The following is a 17,892-nucleotide window of genomic DNA, read 5'->3' as shown; positions in this document are numbered from 1 at the left end:
ATCGGACGGTTGTTGTCGCGCAGTGTGACAGCACGGATTCGACATCGTCCGCGATGATCGAGACGCTGGGAGCGAAATGACGAATGATGATCGTCGTGCACGACATGACTTGGCTCACGATGTGTCGCATCGGAACGGTGATGTTCGAGGGCTGGGGCGTCTGAAGCTATGTCGAAAGCGCTCAATGATGCGCATGACGCCACCACAATCGGGACAGGCAGGAACCTCGGCCCAGGTTTGAGCCTCCGAATCCACAGGCGACGGCTGGCCATCGTTTGGGGCTGTTCGCTCATGATCGAGAAGTTCGCGGCAAAGGGCGAGCTTGGCAGCGCGATGGCGGTTGGCCATGAAGCCGAAGTGGCGGATGCGGTGGAAGCCGTCAGGCGGCGTATGAAGCAGGAAACGGCGAATGAACTCATCGGGCTTGAGATTCATGATCTTTGTCGCGCTGTTTTGGCGATAGTCCTTCCATGAGAAGGCGACATGATCGTCGTCGAGTGCGACGAGCCGGCTGTTGGCGATCGCGACGCGATGGGTGTAGCGGCCGAGATAGGCCAGGACCTGTGCGGGTCCGCCGAAGGGCCGCTTGGCGTAAGCAACCCAGTTGATGCGTCGCATGGCGTCGAGGTGGGCCGCAAAGGCAGCCGGCTCGGCCAGAGCTCCGAGATCGCCGAAGAAACGCAAGGCACCGGAGTTGAAGGCTGCCGACAGACGTTTGAGAAAAAGTGTGCGAAATAGTCTGGACAACGGTTTGACGGCCAGGAAGAAGTTCGGTCGGCAAGCGGTCCAGCGCGCGCCATCGGGCGAGAGGCCGCCACCCGGAACGACGCAATGGACGTGGGGATGATGCATCAGCGTCTGTCCCCAGGTGTGGAGGACGGCGACGCCGCCGATCGCACCGCCGAGCCGGCGTGGATTGGCGGCGAGCGTCGTCATCGCCTCGGCGGCAGCCTTGAACAGGATGGCATAGACGACGGCCTTGTTCTGGAAAGCGATCGCGGCGATCGGTGCGGGAAGTGTAAAGACGACGTGGAAATAGGGAACCGGAAGCAGGTCGGCTTGACGCGCGGCGAGCCACGCGGCTCGGGCTCTCCCCTGACACTTCGGACAGTGCCGATTGCGGCAGGAATTATAGGCAACGCGTGTCGTGCCGCAGTCGTCGCAAGCCTGCATGTGGCCGCCGAGCGCCTCGGTCCGGCACGCAACGATCGCGCTCATCACGCGCCGCTCGACCCGCCCCAGATGACCGGCATGTACACGGCGATAGGCGTCGCCATGCCGGCGCAGAATATCGGCAATCTCGATGGCGGGCCTGTTGGAGCGGATGTCGGAGCGGGTCATGACCCGCATCCCGCTGCGGGTCATCCAGGTGGCGTCACCTCCAGCGACAGGCGATCGAGCGGGCTCTGCGTCGCTCGGATCGTATCGGTGGCGACCTGCGTGTAGCGCGCTGTCGACGACAAATTATTGTGCCCGAGCAAGACCTGGATGATCCGGATATCGGTTCCGTTCTCGAGAAGATGTGTCGCGAAGCTGTGGCGCAGCGTGTGCAGCGTGACGCGCTTGGTCAGGCCCGCAGCCTTCACCGCCGACCGGCAGGCGGCATGCAGCACGGTCTGATCGATCGGATGATCTTCGTCACGACCAGGGAACAGATAAAGCCGCGGCCGGGCGAGCCGCCAGTAGGTGCGCAGGATGCCCAGCAGCTGGGGCGACAGCATCACGTTGCGATCCTTCGCGCCCTTGCCGTGGCGCACCTGGATGACGCCGCGGGCGCTGTCGATGTCTTCGATCCGCAGTCCCGCAACCTCCGAGGCCCTGAGCCCGGCCGCATAGGCGGTGGTGAGCGCGGCGCGGCTCTTCAGGCTCGATACCGCTTCAAGAAACTGAACCACTTCGTCGGCGCTGAGAACGACCGGCAGCTTGCGCGGTTCTCGCGCATAGGGAATGCGCTCTGGGATGAGCGCCTCGCCGAGCGTGACGCCGTAGAAAAACCGTAGCGCACAGACGATCTGGTTCAGCGCCGGCCATGAGATGCCGGTCGAGACCAAATGCACCTGGAAGGCGCGGACGTCTTCCAGCTCTAACCGGTCAGGCGATCGGCCAAAATAGCGGCTGAACTTCGAAACCGCGCTGATGTAGGATCTTTGCGTCGCCGGCGACAGATTGCGGACGGTCATGTCTTCGATCATGCGGCGGCGAAGAGGGCTCAAATCGGCCATCTCGATACTCCTGTCTGAGGGGGTGGGCTCCAACACCCACATCCTCTCAGCCAGGAGGCGATCTATGCCACCTTGCCCCCTACGCCGCGGCAGCGGCTTCGTTCAATCCACAATCGAATTTGCAGGCTTTGGCGGTCTTTACCTCCCAATCCCTGCAATCTCAAACCGTCTCAAATCCGAAAAACAGACTCTCGCTCAATCGCTTAGAGCCTTGTTCACGGACGACTAAATGGCCCCAACTCGGACCATAAGTGAATCCAACTTTGCGCCGCTGCCGAGCCATAGCGGACATCGAAGGGAACTGATCTACGCGTCGCGATTTATGAAAACGCGCCCTAGAGCGTTTTCCGATCACGTTGCGTCGTAACCAGCCGCGACGAGATAATTTTGACATTCCTCGGGTGAGAAGCGTTTGAGAGCGTTGGCGATTGCTTGCCAGAGATCGGGCATGGTGCGGGCTGCGGCGGCCCGCAACAGCGCTTTCAGTTTGGAGAAGGCCATTTCAATCGGGTTGAAGTCTGGACTGTAGGGCGGAAGATAGAGCAGGCTAGCTCCGACCGCCTGGATGGCCTCTCGAACGCCATGGACCTTGTGAGCGGGCAAGTTGTCCATGATAACGGTATCGCCCGGCCGCAGCGATGGGGCGAGCAATTGCTCGACGTAGGCCAGGAAAGCGTCGCCATCCATTGGACCGTCCAGAACAAGCGGCGCGATCAGACCGTCGGAGCGCAATCCAGCGGTGAACGTCGTCGTCTTCCAATGTCCGTGTGGGATAGCTGCACGACATCGCTCGCCGCGTGGCGAGCGCCCGTAACGCCGCGCCATTTTGGTGTTGGCGCTGGTTTCGTCGATGAAGACGAGACGCTCAGGGTCAAGGTCGATTGTAAGCGTAGCGCCGAGGCCCGTCTGATTGTTTGTGCGGAGTCTTGAGAGCACCGTTAGAAGAGTCATCTTCTGGAAGGGTGCTCACAATGGACGACCATTCTGACGACATAAGACGACCGTTGTCACCGCGTATTGAAGTGTTCGCTGGCGCAGGTCGAAAGCGCTGGCCGGATGATTTGAAGGCGCAGATTGCGGCGGAAAGCCTCGAACCGGGGGCGGTTGTAACAGACGTCGCTCGTCGCCATGGCTGCCGGCCCCAGCAGGTGCATGATTGGCGGCGCCGGGCGCGTTTGGGCCAGTTGGTATTGCCGGCGTCGGCGGACACGCTGTCGTTCGTGCCGGTGGTGTCGGAATTAGCGTTGCCTGCGGCCGCAGAGCCCTCCGGTTCGCCGGAAGCAGCCATTGTTACGGTTGAGTTCCAGGGCGCGCGCGTGGAGGTGCGCGGGGCGCCTGGCCTTGCTGCGTTGAGCGATGTGTTCATTGCGCTGCGATGGACACGTTCATGCTGACGATGCCGGCGAGCCTCATGATCTACGTGGCGACGCAACCTGTGGACTTCAGGAAGGGTGCAGAGGGCTTGGCGCTGCTGGCGAAGGATACGCTGGGCCATGACCCGATGAAGGGCGTGGCGGTGGTGTTCCGTGCGAAGCGCGCCGATCGGGTGAAGATCGTCGTCTGGGATGGCAGCGGCCTTGTGATGTACTGGAAGCGGCTCGATGGCAGCGGCTTCAAATGGCCACCCATCGTGGCCGGTGTGATGCGGATGAATGGGGCCCAGCTGTCAGCACTGCTGGCCGGCATGGATTGGACGCGCATGCACGCGCCTCGGATCCCGCAGCCGAAAGCGCTTGCGTAAAAATGCAAATCATCGCTGCATCGTGACGCGAAGCATGGCAAGCTCGGGCCAATGAGTGATTTGCCTGATGAGCTACCGAGCGATCCAGCCGAGTTGCGTGCCTTTGCCGCGGCTCTGCTGGATCGCTGCGCCCGGCTCGAGCGGTTGCTCAAGCTTGCGAAAGATGCGCAGTTCGGTCGGTCCTCGGAAAAGCTGGACGCTGATCAGCTGCAGCTTGTTCTGGAGGATATCGATCAGGCCGTTGCGGCTCTCGAAGCCGCCGAGAATCGTGCCAATCCCAAAACAGGCGAGAAGAGAGCTGCCGCGCGCAGAGCCAACCGTGGTCAGCTGCCGGAGCATTTGCCGCGCGTCATCGAGACTATGATGCCGGCCGAGAGCTGCTGCCCGTCTTGTAAGGGCAACCTCTTCGAGATTGGTCAGGATGAGAGCCAGAGGCTCGACGTCGTTCCGGCGCAGTATCGCGTCATCATCACCCGCCGTCCCAAGCTGGCCTGCCGCGCCTGTCATGGCGTCGTCCTGCAGCACGCGGCTCCCGAGCGATTGATCAGGGGAGGATTGCCCACCGAGCGGCTGGTCGCGCATGTGATCGATGCCAAGTATCACTGGCATTTGCCGCTTTACCGCCAGGCGCAGATGCTGGCGACGCACGGAATAGCGCTGGATCGTTCCACGCTCGCCTTCTGGGTCGGCTATGCCGCCCAGGAATTGAAGCCCGTGTGGCATCGTCTGCGCCAGCTTCTGCTCGCCTCCTCGAAGCTCTGTGTCGATGAGACCCCGGCGCCGGTGCTGGATCCGGGGCGCGGCAGAACAAAAACCGGCTACTTCTGGGCGCTGTCACGCGATGACAGGCCTTGGGCCGGACCTGATCCGCCTGGGGTAGTCTATGCCTATGCACCGGGCCGCGGCGCCGTTCATGGCTTGCGGCTGCTGGAGGGCTATCGCGGCATCATCCACTGCGACGGCTATCAGGCTTACAAGACCATGACCCGAGAGACGCGTGCGGACGCCCTGTCCGGGACGCTCGCCTTCTGCTGGTCGCATCTGCGGCGCCAGTTTGTGAAGATCGAGCGGGAGGCTGCGCCTGCGCCAGCTCCGGTTGCCCGCGAGGCTCTTGAGCGCATCGCCCAGCTTTACGCGGTCGAGAAGGCCCTCCGCGGCCGATCTGCGGACGAGCGCCGTGCTGGCCGACAAGCGCATACCCGGCCTCTGGTTGCAGCCTTGAAGCAGTGGTTTGAGGCCAAGCTCGATCACCTTGCGCAGAAGAGCGACACGGCGAAGGCTTTGCGCTATGCACTACGTCATTGGGACGGCCTGACGCTCTATCTTGATGATGGGCGCATCGAAATGGACACGAATGCTGTCGAGCGTGCGATGCGACCGATCAAGCTCAACGCCAAGAACTCTCTTTTTGCCGGTTGCGACGAAGGCGCCGGGAATTGGGCATTGCTGGCTTCGCTCATTGAGACCTGTAAGCTCAATGGCGTCAGTGCCGAGCACTGGCTCGCTGACGTTCTCGCCAAGCTCGTCAATGGTTGGCCTGCAGCGCGACTGGACGAACTGCTTCCCTGGGCGTCGACCTATACGATGCATACACGCGATCCGAGGCTGGCGGCATGAGCCTGAACACGACCGCGGTCCGGATCAAGGTGACCCTCAAGGATGTGAAGCCGGAGGTGATGCGTCGCCTTGTCGTACCCGTCACCCTGCGCCTTGATCGGCTGCATCTGACGCTTCAGGAGGCATTCGGCTGGACGAACAGTCACCTCTTCGAGTTCTTTGCTGGTGAGGCACATTGGGGGATTCCCGACCCCGACAATGATTACGGTCACCAGCCCATGGATGCCCGCAAAGCGCGGCTGTGCGATATCGTTCGCGAGACCGGCGCCAAGACGATCCACTATCTCTATGACTTCGGCGACAGCTGGGACCATGTGATCAAGCTCGAAAAATGGTTCGAGAACACCACGACGGAGGGGCTTCCCTTCCTGCTCGAGGCCGCCGGTCGTTGTCCTCCGGAAGACGTCGGCGGTGCGCCAGGCTATGCCGAATACCTCGCCGCCATCAGCGACCCCGCCCATCCCGAGCACGGACACATGCGCCTCTGGGGCCCGGAGCGGTTCGATCCCAACGTCGTCGACCGGAAGGCACTCGAAGCCGCCGTCAACGCGTTGTCCGACACAAGGAAGCCGCGGCGACGCGCCACGCGAACAAAATAGGCGTCAAGCGCCATTCAAAAGGGCCGCAGAGCTACGCTTACGGTCGATTTGCCCTTCGAACCACTCCTCACGTGCGGCATTTATATCGCCGCGCCGTTGCTCGGCGGCGTGCGCTGTCTTTTTTTAAGTGTGATCTTTCTGCGCTGGAAAAAACGCCAGAGCGACGCGATGCCAGTCGATATTCCATGACGTTTCAACAGTTCTCGCAACTCGGCAAGCGTGATATCCGGCCTCGCTGTCACCGCCTCCAGAATCAATTGCGAATGCGCTTCGATGCGCTGCGATTTGCGGTCACCGCCCTGGCGTTTAGGAACGATGTCGCCAACTTTCTTGAGGCGAGCGCGCCAGCGGATCGCACTGGCCGCGCTGACACCAAAGCGCTCAGCAGCCTGTCGACAGGACATGCCACCGTCAATCGCGGCTACCACCCTTTGGCGAAGATCAACCGAAAGCGCCCTGGCCATACATGCTGGCCTCCCTCGCCAGCATGCAGCTTGAATCTGACTCGCGCCGTTTTGGGAATCCCCACCCGATTCTTTCCGGTCGGAAAATGCTCTAGTCTAGCCCGCCCTATTCGTGAGAGCGCGGTATTTTGGTCCGACTGGTGCATCCGCACACCTCCGCTGACGAGGCGCACAGGATTGCCTTCGGCTTTTCACCGCCTGACGACCGGTACTTTGCAACGCGCTTGAGGGATGGGTTGGGTGAACGCGGGCGGACGCCCCACCGGTCAAGGACCGAGCGGCAGCAGCGCGCCGGGCAAGCTGCGGATCAGGTCGGCTTCGGGACATGCCGCGGCGAACGCAAGGCGAATGCGGCTCTTGGTCTCGACAACCCGGGCGGCGATTTTCAAGAGCCGAAGACGCAGCGTCGCGAACTCGGCAGTGGCCAATTCCCGGACTTTGGGAATGGCGTCGCGCACGGTCAGCATCAGCCAATAAGCGGCGGTATGGAGAACGAGGCGGACTTGATTGGCGAGCGCCGAACGGCAACTGGTGCGATCGGAGGCGAGCTGCGTCTTATGCAGCTTGATCAGATTCTCGGCTTGGCCGCGCGCGCAATACAGGCTGTCGTAGATCCACTCGGCCGAGCCGACATCGAGGCTGGTGACGACGAAGCGGATGTCGAGGCCGAGCATCGTCGCCTCAATACGGGCGACGGTGCGTCGTTCGCGATCCCAGGACTTTGCCTTGTGGCGCGTCTCGGTATAGCCGCGCAGAACCGGCAGGTTCTCGATGGCGCGTCGCGTGCGGATGTCGTCGGCGACCGCGTCGACTTTTCTGGCGAGCGGCTTGGTGCCGGACAGACCGAAGATGTAGTCGATGCCGTTGGTCTCGCACCACGCCATTGCCTCCGGCCGGGCATAGTGCCCGTCGCCACGGAACGTAATTCGCGTGTTGTGCCACCGCGTCCGGATATGCCGTACCAGGCGGCGCAGATGGGCACGCACCTCGACGCCGCCCGGCGTCTTGCCGGGCCGCAGCACGACCGCCACGGGCCGGCTCTTCTCCGTGTCGTAGACGTGGATCGGCAGGAAGCAGCGTTCGTCATAATGAGCGTTGAACAGCGAGAGCTGCTGATGGCCGTGGACGACATCGCAGGTATCATCGATGTCGAGCGTGACGGATGCCGGCTCGCGCGGGTAGCTATCCATCCATGCGTCGACCAAAGTGTAGGTCAGTCGGATCACGTCGCGCAGGCGCGGAGCATTCTCCAGACGCGACAGCGTCGGTTGGGAACACAGATCGCGACCCGTGTCCGGCAGCCGTCCGCAGGCCAGCTTGAATGCGGGATCGGACCGCAGATGATCGAGGTCGTCGGCGTCCTCGTAGCCGCAGCAGATCGCGAACATGCGCGCGCGGAACATATCGACCAGGCTGTGCACGACCCGCGTCGGATCGCGCCGATCCGGGAACACCCGGGCCAAATTGTCGGCCAAGCCGAGACGCCGCTCGGCCATCGCCAGAAGCATCACGCCCCCGTTCGAGGTCAGCCGACCGCCATCGAAGGCAGCTGTGACTTTCTTGGCGTGAACGGCTGGAAACGAGAAGGGCAGAATCGTATCGTCGGTCATGGCGGGCGTGGTGTTCGCGGCTGAAGGTGATGGGGTTGGCTTCGCAACCGAATCCTACGCCGCATCAGCGCTTTACACCACGCTCGCCAGCCTCTCAGGCGCCCTCTGACGAATAAGACGGGCTAGGGTATGTAGCGGAAGTACGCGGCTTTTTGGGGAGGCTCAGGGAAGCCCCGGATCTCAACTAGCCGTGGTGGCGGCTTGCCTTCCATAAGTAGTATCGCAAGATCGTTAAGCACATTTCGTGTTGTGGCGAACGTGTTATGATTTAGTCCGAACAGTTCATCTCCAATCAGACTGACATCAATCGTCCAAAGTCCAGGCAAAACAACTGGCCCGGCATCAGGTACATCTCCCGCGCGCGGGATACCTCCGGCAATACGCTTCGATAGCTGCAAGGCCTTGTCGTTCTTGGATGCGTAAAGCGTAAGCCCTTTGGTGACCTTTGCGACGCCGGAAATGTCTTGAACAAACATGTCTCGGTCCACATCGGGGGCGACCATAATCAACTGCGCGATAGCCGTGGGTGATCGTGTCGCGGCGCTATTTGATAGGGCCTCAACTGCGATCAAGTTCCCCATACTGTGAGCTATCACATCGATGTTGTCATATCCGGCTTTGTAAAGATCGTCGATCACGCGAAGAAAGGCCGTGCGCGAAGCCAACGCGCTTTCTTTGTCATAGAGATAGTCCGCGATATCCCCGCGAGACGGCCATGAGAATAAGATTGTGGAGCCTCTGAACTGAAGATCCCAAGTTATCTGCGCTGCCCGGAAGACGGCGTCGCGGAATTTGGTATTGAAGCCATGGACAAACACGAGAGCCTTTTTCTTCTTTGTTGACGCTAGCGTTTTTATCCATTTCGCTTCGTCTGTTTTCTCGATGCTGCGAATAGTAAAATGCTTCGTTGGGTCAAGTGTGTCTCGTCTCAACTCAAATCCGAAGAGCTTAAGGCTCGGGGGCAATTCTATGTTTCCGATGTGGTGTCCTTCAGGCACCCGGACGCGAACGATCCCGACACTCAGATCAGGGTTGCGCTCGCCTGTGTAGCCGCTGACAGCAGTCCAGCCGTTTAAGCTGTAGACAGGAGGTCCATCGCTTGTGAATGCGGGCTGGGGATGGCCTTCGACATCGGGGGGAGTGTCCGACTGTTTGCGGTTCGTTGCATAGAAAAACTCAACGATACGTGTGTCGACGCTGGAGTTTTGAATCGCGCCGCCTTGGATATCCGGGTCTATTTTGGTGCCGCCGGGTTTAATCGTTGGCCTGATCGGGGCTGCTGTCACATCAAAAGGCGCGCGCCATGGCTCATCATCTGCCAGCGTGACGGGCCTAAACCTCTCGATAGAAATCCATTGAACTGAGTTGGAATCAGTGAGGAACTTCCAGTAACTCTCATACTGTGTGTTCTGAATCAAAAAAGTCACGCTATTTGGCTCGCGCTCGCGCTCCGATGCCGATAGGCAGCCTCGTAGCCGGTCCGAAAAGCGAGCGTATCTCCCAACGAAATTTTTGGCAGCTTCCGGCTGAACAATTGCCGGCATTCGCTCTGGGGCCTTCCGCGAAAACGCTTCGCAGATCTGAAGGACGTCTCGCTCGGCGACGATCGGTTGCGCGTAGCTGCTCCCGAAGCCCGTTGCGAAAGCAATTGACCAAACAGCCAAGTATTTTAACCAATGCTGGGGCACGGCACTCCCCTCAAAATGAAAATGCAAGAGACCGGGCAGGCGTTCGTCGCAGAGTTTCTCTTCGTTCGGTGGGGGCTCCCGTACCGCCAGCGGTCCCGCTCGGAAGTATGCAGTCGTCGTCGGACATCGGCTGTTGAGAGTCGGGAAGGTCGGGTCTCATTGCCGCGCTCCAGCAAAGGTGTTGCAGCTCTTCACCAATCCAGTTGCGTAACCGACATCGAACCAATGATGGCGCTGCGCAGCGCTGCCATGAGTGAACGAGTCAGGCACTACGTACCCCAAGGCACTTTTCTGCAGGGTGTCGTTGCCTAGTGCTTCTGTCGTTCGAATTGCCGCTGCTATGTCGCTCGCGTTGATCTTCGCTTTCTCTTTAATTTTACGCGCCCAAATGCCGGCGAGACAATCGGCCTGCAATTCGAGAAGAACCTGTAACCGGTTTCTCTCCGCCTCCGTTTCCATGCTCTCTTGAAGCTCGCGCACTTTTGGCATAATTCCCAGCAAGTTCTGAACGTGGTGTCCGATTTCGTGGGCTATCACATAGGCCTGAGGAAGTTGACAGTCGGCGCCGCTCGAATCGCAGGCGTGAAGGTCAGTCTGCATCTCTTGGAAGAACGAAAGGTCGAGGTAGACTTTCTGATCATCAGGACAATAGAATGGTCCCATGATTTTCTCGGCTAATCCGCAGGCCGCGTAGGTGGCGCTTGTGTACAGGACGAGACGGGGTGGCCGATAAGTTAGGCGATCGGATGCGAAGATTGCCTGCCAGACCTCCTCCGTGCTGCCCAGAACTCGCGAAACGAAGAGATACATTTTGTCGCGCGGTGCACCGGTCTGGTCGCCCGACTTCGCTGGAAGCTCAGCATAAAGCCACTCGGCTTGCGCGTCATCGCTACTCGTTGTTGCCGTGAATCCTTCACCGAATAGGCGAGCCCGCATGAAGCTGCCAACCTCGATCTGTTCAGTTTGAGCCACGCCATGACGTTGGAGCGGCTGGACGGCTATTGGCTCGTGATAGCCGACCGTCATTTCCGTCGGAGGATTAAAGACAACTGAACCCGGACCAATCTTGTCGACTTGGTTACGGAGGATGGCAGCGGGGTCTATCGCCGCTGGGCGAACCGCCCAGGCTAAGCCGCCTGTGCAAAGCACCCAGACAGCAACTGCTATCGAAACAAGCGGTCCTTTGGGCATTGCCGGCCCCCGGCGCTCACGATCCGTGTGAAAAGAGCATTCCAGGGTTGTATGTTCAATGAAATATTTCACACTTTGCGCGCGGCATAGGTGCACGCGATCGGGCCGCCGAATTGTTCCTCCGCGGACCTAAGCGCGTGGGCTACGATGGCCCCAACCACTTGGAGACTATCCGTTTTTTGACCGGACATTGGCGCGATGTCGACGCGGCCGTCATCGATGAAGCGCGTTGGGCCTTGTTAGCGCGAGAGGGGGGCGAGCGCTGGATGATGTATGCGATGGTCAAAATCCGAAGAACTCACTTTGAGCACAATTGGTCCGCTGCGCTGTCTCGGAAGCGGACTTCCCATCCGGCCCTCGTGCACACCCTAGCTCGCGCCAAACGCCTTAAAGGTGATGATGGTCAGGGTGTCCTGGATGCCCGGCAGCACCTGCACCTTCTCGTTGATGAAGTGGCCGATGTCGGTGTCCTTGTCGACGTAGAACTTCACCAGCAAATCGTAATGGCCGGCCGTGGAGTAGATCTCGGAGGCGATCTCGGCTTCGGCAAGCGCGTTGGCGACCGTGTAGGACTGGCCGAGCTTGCATTTGATCTGGACGAAAAAAGGAACCATTGCAGTCACTCCGAAGCATATCTGGCGGCTAATAGGCCAAAATCGGCCGGATTTAGCAAGCGAACTTGCGGGCCACCGGGGTGCGCGCTAGGACGGGTGATGGTCTCAAAAACGCGGAAGATCGCCCCATGACGACGCCCGTGGCGCTCACCATCGCCGGCTCCGATTCGAGCGGCGGCGCCGGCATCCAGGCCGACCTGAAGACATTTGCCGCACTCGGCGTCTATGGCGCTTCCGCGATCACGGCCCTGACCGCGCAGAACACGCGCGGCGTTACCGGCATCCACGCGGTGCCCGCCGAATTCGTCACCGCGCAGATCGATGCCGTGTTTTCCGATCTCGAGGTCGGCGCGGTGAAGATCGGGATGGTGGCGCAGGCCGCCAGCATCGATGCGATCGCGGCGGCGCTGTCGCGCTGGAAGCCGGGGCATGTCGTGCTCGATCCCGTGATGGTCGCAACCTCCGGCGATCGCCTGCTCGCCGCGGAGGCCGTGGAAGCCCTGCGCAAGAAACTGATGCCACTGGCGTCGGTGATCACGCCTAATCTGCCCGAGGCCGCGGCTCTGCTCGACGAGCCCGTCGCGACACGCGAGGCCGAGATCGAGAGCCAGGGGCGCCGGCTGCTGGCGCTGGGCTGCCGTGCGGTCCTGATCAAGGGCGGGCACGGCGAGGGCGCCGAAAGCATCGACTATCTCGTCGATGCCGACAACACGATCGCGCTTGCGGCGCCGCGGGTCGCCACCCGCAACACCCACGGCACGGGGTGCTCGCTGTCCTCGGCCGTCGCGGCGGGGCTTGCCAGGGGCGAGGATCTCGAGCGGGCCGTGCGGAGCGCCAAGGCCTGGATCAGCGCAGCGATCGCGGCCGCCGACCGCTTCAGCGTCGGCCACGGCCACGGGCCGATCCATCATTTCCACAAATTTTACTGATCCGGGCCGCGAGCGCACCGCCAGCGGCGCGCGGGACCGCTGCCGTTAACCTGATCAGCCATCGGTTCCGGGGTCTTGCGGAGGCCGTTGCGGCGTCATGTCGCCGGATTGTCGCATGCGACTGATATTCGCGGGACGGGCGAGGCGAGGTTTGATTCGTATCCGAGGGTGCCTCAAAGGTTCATTGGTCATCCCCCTGTCACGGGATATTGTTACAGGCTGTCGCATGGGAAGTTACGATGTGAGTGACGAGAGCCCTGAAAGGCGCTTTCGCACGTTGTTCATCTCCGACGTTCATCTCGGAGCCCGCGGTTCTCAAGCCGACCTGCTGCTCGACTTCCTGCGCTACCACGATGCCGATACGATCTATCTCGTCGGCGATATCGTCGACGGCTGGGCGCTGAAATCGAGCTGGCACTGGCCGCAGTCGCACAACGACCTGGTCCAGAAGCTGCTGCGCAAGGCGCGCAAGGGCGCCAAGGTCATCTACATTCCCGGCAATCACGACGAGTTCCTGCGCAACTATTACGGCACGCATTTCGGCGGCATCGACGTGGTCGAGAATACCGTCCACACCGGCGTGGACGGCAAGCGCTATCTCGTTATCCACGGCGACATCTTCGACCTCGTGGTGCAGAACGCGCGCTGGCTCGCCCATCTCGGCGACAAGGCCTATGACTTCGCGATCCAGATGAATCGCTTCGTCAACTTCTTCCGGCGCATGTTCAAGGTGCCCTATTGGTCGCTGTCGCAATGGGCCAAGCAGAAGGTCAAGAACGCCGTCAACTATATCGGCGCGTTCGAGCAGGCGCTCGCCGCCGAGGCGCGGCGTCACGACGCCGACGGCGTGATCTGCGGCCACATCCACTATGCCGTGATCCGCGACGAGGGCGGCATCCGCTACATGAATTGCGGCGACTGGGTCGAGAGCTGCACGGCGCTGGTCGAGCATGACGATGGTCATTTCGAGATCATCACCTGGGCGGATCAGGCGCGGAAGCCGGCACAGGTCCCGCAGGTCGCAGCAAGGGCCGCTTGATGCGCATCCTGGTCGCGACCGACGCCTGGCACCCGCAAGTCAATGGTGTGGTTCGGACGCTGACCAAGCTCGCAGACGCCGCCGAGGGGCTCGGTGTCGAGTTCACGTTCCTGACGCCGCAATCGTTCCGCACCTTTGCGATGCCGAGCTACCGCGACGTGCGGCTCGCCATGCCGCGCCCGGCGCGGATCGCGAAGCTGATCGAAGAGGCCCGCCCCGACAGCATCCACATCGCGACGGAGGGGCCGATCGGACTGATGGTCCGCCGCTACTGCCGCCAGCGCAAGCTGCCGTTCACGAGCAGCTTCCACACCCGCTTTCCCGAATATGTCCGCGCCCGCGTGCCGGTTCCGGAATCCCTGATCTGGCGGGCGCTGCGCCGATTTCACGCGCCCAGCCGCGCCGTGATGGCGGCAACGCCTGCGCTCGCCCGCGAGCTCGGCGAGCGCGGTTTCGACAACGTCGTGCTGTGGCCGCGCGGCGTCGACACCAGCCTGTTCCACCCCCGCGCCATCGATCTCTGCTTCCCGGCACCGGTGTTTCTCTCGGTCGGCCGGGTGGCAGTAGAGAAGAATCTCGAGGCGTTTCTCGATCTCGATCTGCCCGGCACCAAGGTGATCGTCGGCGACGGCCCGGCGCGGGTCGCGCTGGAAGAAGCCTATCCGGATGCGATCTTCCTGGGCGAGAAGCACGGCGAGGCGCTGGCGGCAATCTATGCTGCGGCCGACGTGTTCGTGTTCCCCAGCAAGACCGACACGTTCGGCCTGGTCCTGCTGGAAGCGCTCGCCAGCGGCCTGCCGGTTGCGGCCTTCCCGGTGAAGGGCCCCCGCGACGTGATCGGCGATGCACCGGTCGGCGCCCTCGATCACGATCTGCGCAACGCCTGCTTCGCGGCGCTCGACGTGTCCCGGCAGGACTGCGTCGAATTCGCCGCCAATTACACCTGGGAGGCCTCGGCGAGGGCGTTTGTGGACAGCATCAAGGCGGTTGGCGCGGTGCTTCCAGGCAGGAATGGGGCGGAGCCGGTTAGTTTCGTAGCCTGAAAACCAAGGTTCATCGCGCGCAGGTGTCTTGCCCCGCGCCTCGTCCGGCGCGATAACATTAGGCATGACCGAACAGCTCCTCCCGATCGGCCCTGCCGATATCGATGCAGCAGCACGCGTGATCGCGCCCTTCGCCATCCGCACCCCGCTGTTGTCCTTTCCCGTGCTCAACGAGCGCGTCGGCGCAAAGGTCTTCCTGAAGCCGGAGATGCTCCAGCGCACCGGCTCCTTCAAGTTCCGCGGCGCCTTCAACAAGGTCGCCTCGATCCCGCAGGACAAGCGCGCCGGCGGCGTCGTCGCGTTCTCGTCCGGCAACCACGCCCAGGGCGTGGCGGCGGCTGCCAAGATCCTCGACATGCACGCGACCATCGTGATGCCCGCGGATGCGCCGCTGTCGAAGCGCGAGCGCACCAAATCCTACGGCGCCGAGGTCGTGCTGTACGATCGCGACCGCGACGACCGCGAGGCGATCTCGCGCGGCATCGCCGAGAAGCGCGGCGCGACGCTGGTCAGGCCCTATGACGATCCGTTCGTGATCGCGGGGCAGGGCACCGCAGGTCGTGAGATCGCGGAGGACATGGCTGCGCTCGGCCTCAGCCCCGACATCGTGGTGGCGCCGGCCTCCGGCGGCGGCCTGATCGCGGGTGTCGCCACGGCAGTGAAGGCGCGCTATCCGCTCGCCGAGATCGTGGTGGCCGAGCCCGAGGCGTTCGACGATCACGGCATTTCGCTGACCGCAGGCCACCGTGAGCCGCATGGGCCTGCGGGCCGCACCATCTGCGATGCGCTGATGGCCCTGATCCCCGGCGAGATGACCTTTGCGATCAACAGCAAGCTCTTGGCGCGCGGCGTGACTGCATCTGACAAGGAAGTCGGTGCGGCCGTGGCCTTCGCCTATCGCGAGCTGAAGCTCGTGGTCGAGCCGGGCGGTGCTGTCGGCCTCGCCGCGCTGCTTGCCGGCCGCCTCGACGTCGCCGGGAAGAACGTCGTCATCGTGCTCTCCGGCGGCAATGTGGATGCGGATCTGTTTGCCGAGCTGGTTGCTTAGGTTTCGGACCTTCTAACATGAAGAAGGGGCAGAGCGTCGCCGCTCTGCCCCTTTGTCGTTTCGCTTGTGGCGATCAGCGCATGAAGCCGCGGTGGTTGTTGCCGCCGCCCATGGAGGGCGCTTGGTTCATCGACTGCCGGAAGTTGTTGCCGCCGTTGTTGACCACACGGTTGGTCGCATTGAATTGCGGGCGGTTGTTCTGCTGGTTGTTCTGGACCTGCACCTTGTTCACCGGGGTGTTGTTGAGCTTCACGCCGTTGTTGACGCGGATCGGGTTGTTCTGCGTCTGAACGACCGGCTTCGTATCGACAGTCGTGCCACCCTTGCCGACATTCACCGGCATGCTCACGATCTTGCCTGGCGTGCCTTTGGTCGTGCCGTTATTGTTGCTGCCGCCGTTCTGCGTATTGTTGGTCGCGGGCAGCGTCACGATCTTGCCGGTGCCGCCATTGGTGTTGGTCGTGTTGGTCGGCGCAGGCAGGGTGACGATCTTGCCCGGGGTCCGCGACGGCGTGCCGTTCGGCTGGTTGTTGCCCGAGGGCAGGTTGACGACCTGACCGCCATTGCCGAGCTTGCCGATGACGTTGCTGTCCACCGGCTTCTGCACGACCGGCAGATTGCCATTCATTTGGCCACCACCATTACCCTGCTGCATCAGCGGCATGTATTTGGGCTGGCCGAGATTGCCGATCTTGAACGTCGGGGCAATGTTTTGCGGCGCGAGGAACTTGGTCGCCTGCATCAGGGGGATCAGCTTCGGCTGAGCCTGGAGCTTCAGCGCGGATTGCGCATAGGGGCTGTTGCCGTAGCTGTCATAGAAGCTCTTGTAGCCGAGTGGGGAGTTCGCGAGCACCGCCTTGTGCCAGGCCTGCGTGATCAGCAGGTTGTTGAGCAGCCAGCGGATGTGGTCGCACAGCGGGTCGTGCGGGTACATCTGGATGAACTCCTGATAGTACTCCTGCCGTCCCTCGGACACGACGTAGTCATAGGCCTGGCGCGTCGAGCGGCTCGGCAGGTTGGAGGCCACCTGCACGACAGGCGCATTCACCGGCGCGCGGTTGGCGGCGACAGCGGTGTCGCCGAAGAAGGTGAAGTCCGAGGTCAGCGACGAGCTTTCCCACGGGATCTGCGCGCCGCTGGTGGTCTGGTTCACTTCGAGGCGCACGCGCTTGAACAGCTGCTCGATCGGCACGTTGGGTTCGCGCGCGACGTTGAGGAAGGCCTGGGTATAGGGGCTGTGGCCGTTGGTGCCGTCCTGTGCTTCCGCACCCGGCGCGGTCGAGTAGCCGACGATCGAGCCGTTCGGCGCATCGACGATGGCCAAGCCGCGGCCGGCGTCGTTGACATCAGGGAACGGATTGTTGCGGCAGGCATCGAGGATGACGATGCGCATGCGGCTCGGGATCGTCTCCAGCGTCGACATCACGTCGACGAGGCGCACTGAGTTGCTCACGAGCTCGGTGGGGTTCGAAACCTTGGCATCGACAGGAACGAGATAGTTTTCGCCGGCGAGCTGCACGCCGTGACCGGCGTAGTAGACCATGGCGACAGTGTTCGGACCCCGCGCGGAGACCTTGGCGGAAAAGTCCTGAACAACGCGGAGCATGTCGTTCTGGGTCAGGTCGGTCGCGGCAACCACCTCGAAGCCGGCGGAGTTCAGGAACTGAGCCATCGACTCCGCGTCATTGTCGGGATTTTGGAGCTGCGGCGCGTTCTTGTAGTTGGAATTGCCGATCACCAGCGCGAGCCGCTGCTCCCGCCCTTGCAGCGCGGTGGGGGCAGGCTGGACCGGGGCGACTTGCGCGGGAGCAGGGCCGCAGGCGAAGCCGAACAGGCTTCCCACGAGGCTAGCCGTCATCAGGAAAGGCTTTAGGCGGAACATGGCGTGCTCCTCTGGCACTCATCTCGATGCGAGATTGGTTGCGAGGAAGCTTGGCCGCGTTCGAGCCCGTGGTCCGTTATCGCAATCACCATGGTAAGCTGCGTGATCTGAATCACGCTTTGGAACCTGCTATGGTGAACGGCCGATGACCGGCCGCGTGCCAACATGTCGGTCTACCCGCTCGACGATTTCGATCCCGATCCGG

Annotated in this window: 15 protein-coding genes and 2 pseudogenes; 8 read left to right on the top strand and 9 right to left on the bottom strand. The window is 62.0% G+C overall.

All coding sequences use genetic code 11. The features are described from left to right. Positions 1-114: 114 nt before the first annotated feature. The 3 genes and pseudogenes from HAP41_RS33905 to HAP41_RS33895 form a co-directional block, all read right to left on the bottom strand. Positions 115-1,341, bottom strand: a complete 1,227-nt coding sequence (locus HAP41_RS33905; RefSeq protein WP_166061603.1) for an IS91 family transposase — start codon at positions 1,339-1,341, stop codon at positions 115-117. Between the two features lie 20 nt (positions 1,342-1,361). Next, on the bottom strand, positions 1,362-2,222 hold the full coding sequence (locus HAP41_RS33900; RefSeq protein ID WP_029085027.1) for a tyrosine-type recombinase/integrase: 861 nt from the start codon (positions 2,220-2,222) through the stop codon (positions 1,362-1,364). 351 nt (positions 2,223-2,573) lie between these two features. Continuing rightward, positions 2,574-3,104: pseudogene (locus HAP41_RS33895) on the bottom strand (IS630 family transposase); the annotation flags it as partial. Positions 3,105-3,193: 89 nt separating this feature from the next. On the opposite strand from HAP41_RS33895, the gene tnpA reads away from it, so the two are divergent. From tnpA to HAP41_RS33875, 4 genes are read left to right on the top strand one after another with little or no spacing between them, the layout of a single operon-like run. After that, entirely contained in the window at positions 3,194-3,616 is a 423-nt protein-coding gene (gene tnpA, locus HAP41_RS33890; RefSeq protein WP_166079858.1) for an IS66-like element accessory protein TnpA, read from the top strand. Further along, positions 3,610-3,963: an IS66 family insertion sequence element accessory protein TnpB gene (gene tnpB, locus HAP41_RS33885; RefSeq protein ID WP_166065968.1), complete on the top strand. Its 354-nt coding sequence runs from the start codon at positions 3,610-3,612 to the stop codon at positions 3,961-3,963. Before tnpA ends, tnpB begins: the two co-directional genes overlap by 7 nt. 51 nt (positions 3,964-4,014) lie before the next feature. Then, the gene (gene tnpC / locus HAP41_RS33880) at positions 4,015-5,580 is read left to right on the top strand and encodes an IS66 family transposase (RefSeq protein ID WP_166055670.1); all 1,566 of its coding nucleotides are present in this window, start codon (positions 4,015-4,017) and stop codon (positions 5,578-5,580) included. Further along, positions 5,577-6,179, top strand: a complete 603-nt coding sequence (locus HAP41_RS33875) for a plasmid pRiA4b ORF-3 family protein (protein ID WP_166055583.1) — start codon at positions 5,577-5,579, stop codon at positions 6,177-6,179. Before tnpC ends, HAP41_RS33875 begins: the two co-directional genes overlap by 4 nt. Positions 6,180-6,227: 48 nt before the next feature. Here the strand turns inward: HAP41_RS33875 and HAP41_RS33870 are convergent. The 5 genes and pseudogenes from HAP41_RS33870 to HAP41_RS33850 all read right to left on the bottom strand — a co-directional run. Next, positions 6,228-6,643: pseudogene (locus HAP41_RS33870) on the bottom strand (IS630 transposase-related protein); the annotation flags it as partial. A 266-nt stretch (positions 6,644-6,909) separates the two neighbouring features. Further along, positions 6,910-8,253, bottom strand: coding sequence for an IS1380 family transposase (locus HAP41_RS33865; RefSeq protein ID WP_166053720.1), 1,344 nt, complete (start codon positions 8,251-8,253; stop codon positions 6,910-6,912). A 122-nt stretch (positions 8,254-8,375) separates the two neighbouring features. Beyond that, the gene (locus HAP41_RS33860; protein WP_166090051.1) at positions 8,376-9,941 is read right to left on the bottom strand and encodes an alpha/beta hydrolase; all 1,566 of its coding nucleotides are present in this window, start codon (positions 9,939-9,941) and stop codon (positions 8,376-8,378) included. Positions 9,942-10,097: 156 nt separating this feature from the next. Continuing rightward, complete coding sequence (gene ypfJ / locus HAP41_RS33855; protein WP_224580670.1) at positions 10,098-11,204, bottom strand: KPN_02809 family neutral zinc metallopeptidase; 1,107 nt, start codon at positions 11,202-11,204, stop codon at positions 10,098-10,100. A 296-nt stretch (positions 11,205-11,500) separates the two neighbouring features. Beyond that, positions 11,501-11,746 carry an Lrp/AsnC ligand binding domain-containing protein gene (locus tag HAP41_RS33850; protein ID WP_014493934.1) on the bottom strand — a complete coding sequence of 82 codons (246 nt, stop codon included), beginning with the start codon at positions 11,744-11,746 and terminating at the stop codon, positions 11,501-11,503. A 128-nt stretch (positions 11,747-11,874) separates the two neighbouring features. Here HAP41_RS33850 and thiD point away from each other — a divergent pair, with 128 nt between their 5' ends. The 4 genes from thiD to HAP41_RS33830 all read left to right on the top strand — a co-directional run bounded on the left by thiD (position 11,875) and on the right by HAP41_RS33830 (position 15,805). Next, on the top strand, positions 11,875-12,675 hold the full coding sequence (gene thiD, locus HAP41_RS33845; RefSeq protein ID WP_166090064.1) for a bifunctional hydroxymethylpyrimidine kinase/phosphomethylpyrimidine kinase: 801 nt from the start codon (positions 11,875-11,877) through the stop codon (positions 12,673-12,675). Positions 12,676-12,901: 226 nt separating this feature from the next. Beyond that, complete coding sequence (locus HAP41_RS33840) at positions 12,902-13,714, top strand: UDP-2,3-diacylglucosamine diphosphatase (RefSeq protein WP_028153339.1); 813 nt, start codon at positions 12,902-12,904, stop codon at positions 13,712-13,714. Continuing rightward, entirely contained in the window at positions 13,714-14,757 is a 1,044-nt protein-coding gene (locus HAP41_RS33835) for a glycosyltransferase family 4 protein (protein ID WP_166090069.1), read from the top strand. Before HAP41_RS33840 ends, HAP41_RS33835 begins: the two co-directional genes overlap by 1 nt. Before the next feature lie 64 nt (positions 14,758-14,821). Beyond that, positions 14,822-15,805 carry a threonine/serine dehydratase family protein gene (locus HAP41_RS33830; RefSeq protein WP_028153337.1) on the top strand — a complete coding sequence of 328 codons (984 nt, stop codon included), beginning with the start codon at positions 14,822-14,824 and terminating at the stop codon, positions 15,803-15,805. Between the two features lie 73 nt (positions 15,806-15,878). Here HAP41_RS33830 and HAP41_RS33825 read toward each other — a convergent pair whose 3' ends face one another. After that, a complete protein-coding gene (locus tag HAP41_RS33825; RefSeq protein ID WP_166090095.1) occupies positions 15,879-17,687 on the bottom strand; it encodes a caspase family protein in 1,809 nt (602 codons plus the stop codon). Positions 17,688-17,892: the final 205 nt, after the last annotated feature.

The organism is Bradyrhizobium barranii subsp. apii (genome assembly GCF_011516635.5).
GTDB classification, from domain to species: domain Bacteria; phylum Pseudomonadota; class Alphaproteobacteria; order Rhizobiales; family Xanthobacteraceae; genus Bradyrhizobium; species Bradyrhizobium barranii.
Note: the sequence above shows the minus strand (reverse complement) of the source record. Positions and strands in the feature narration are given on the sequence as shown.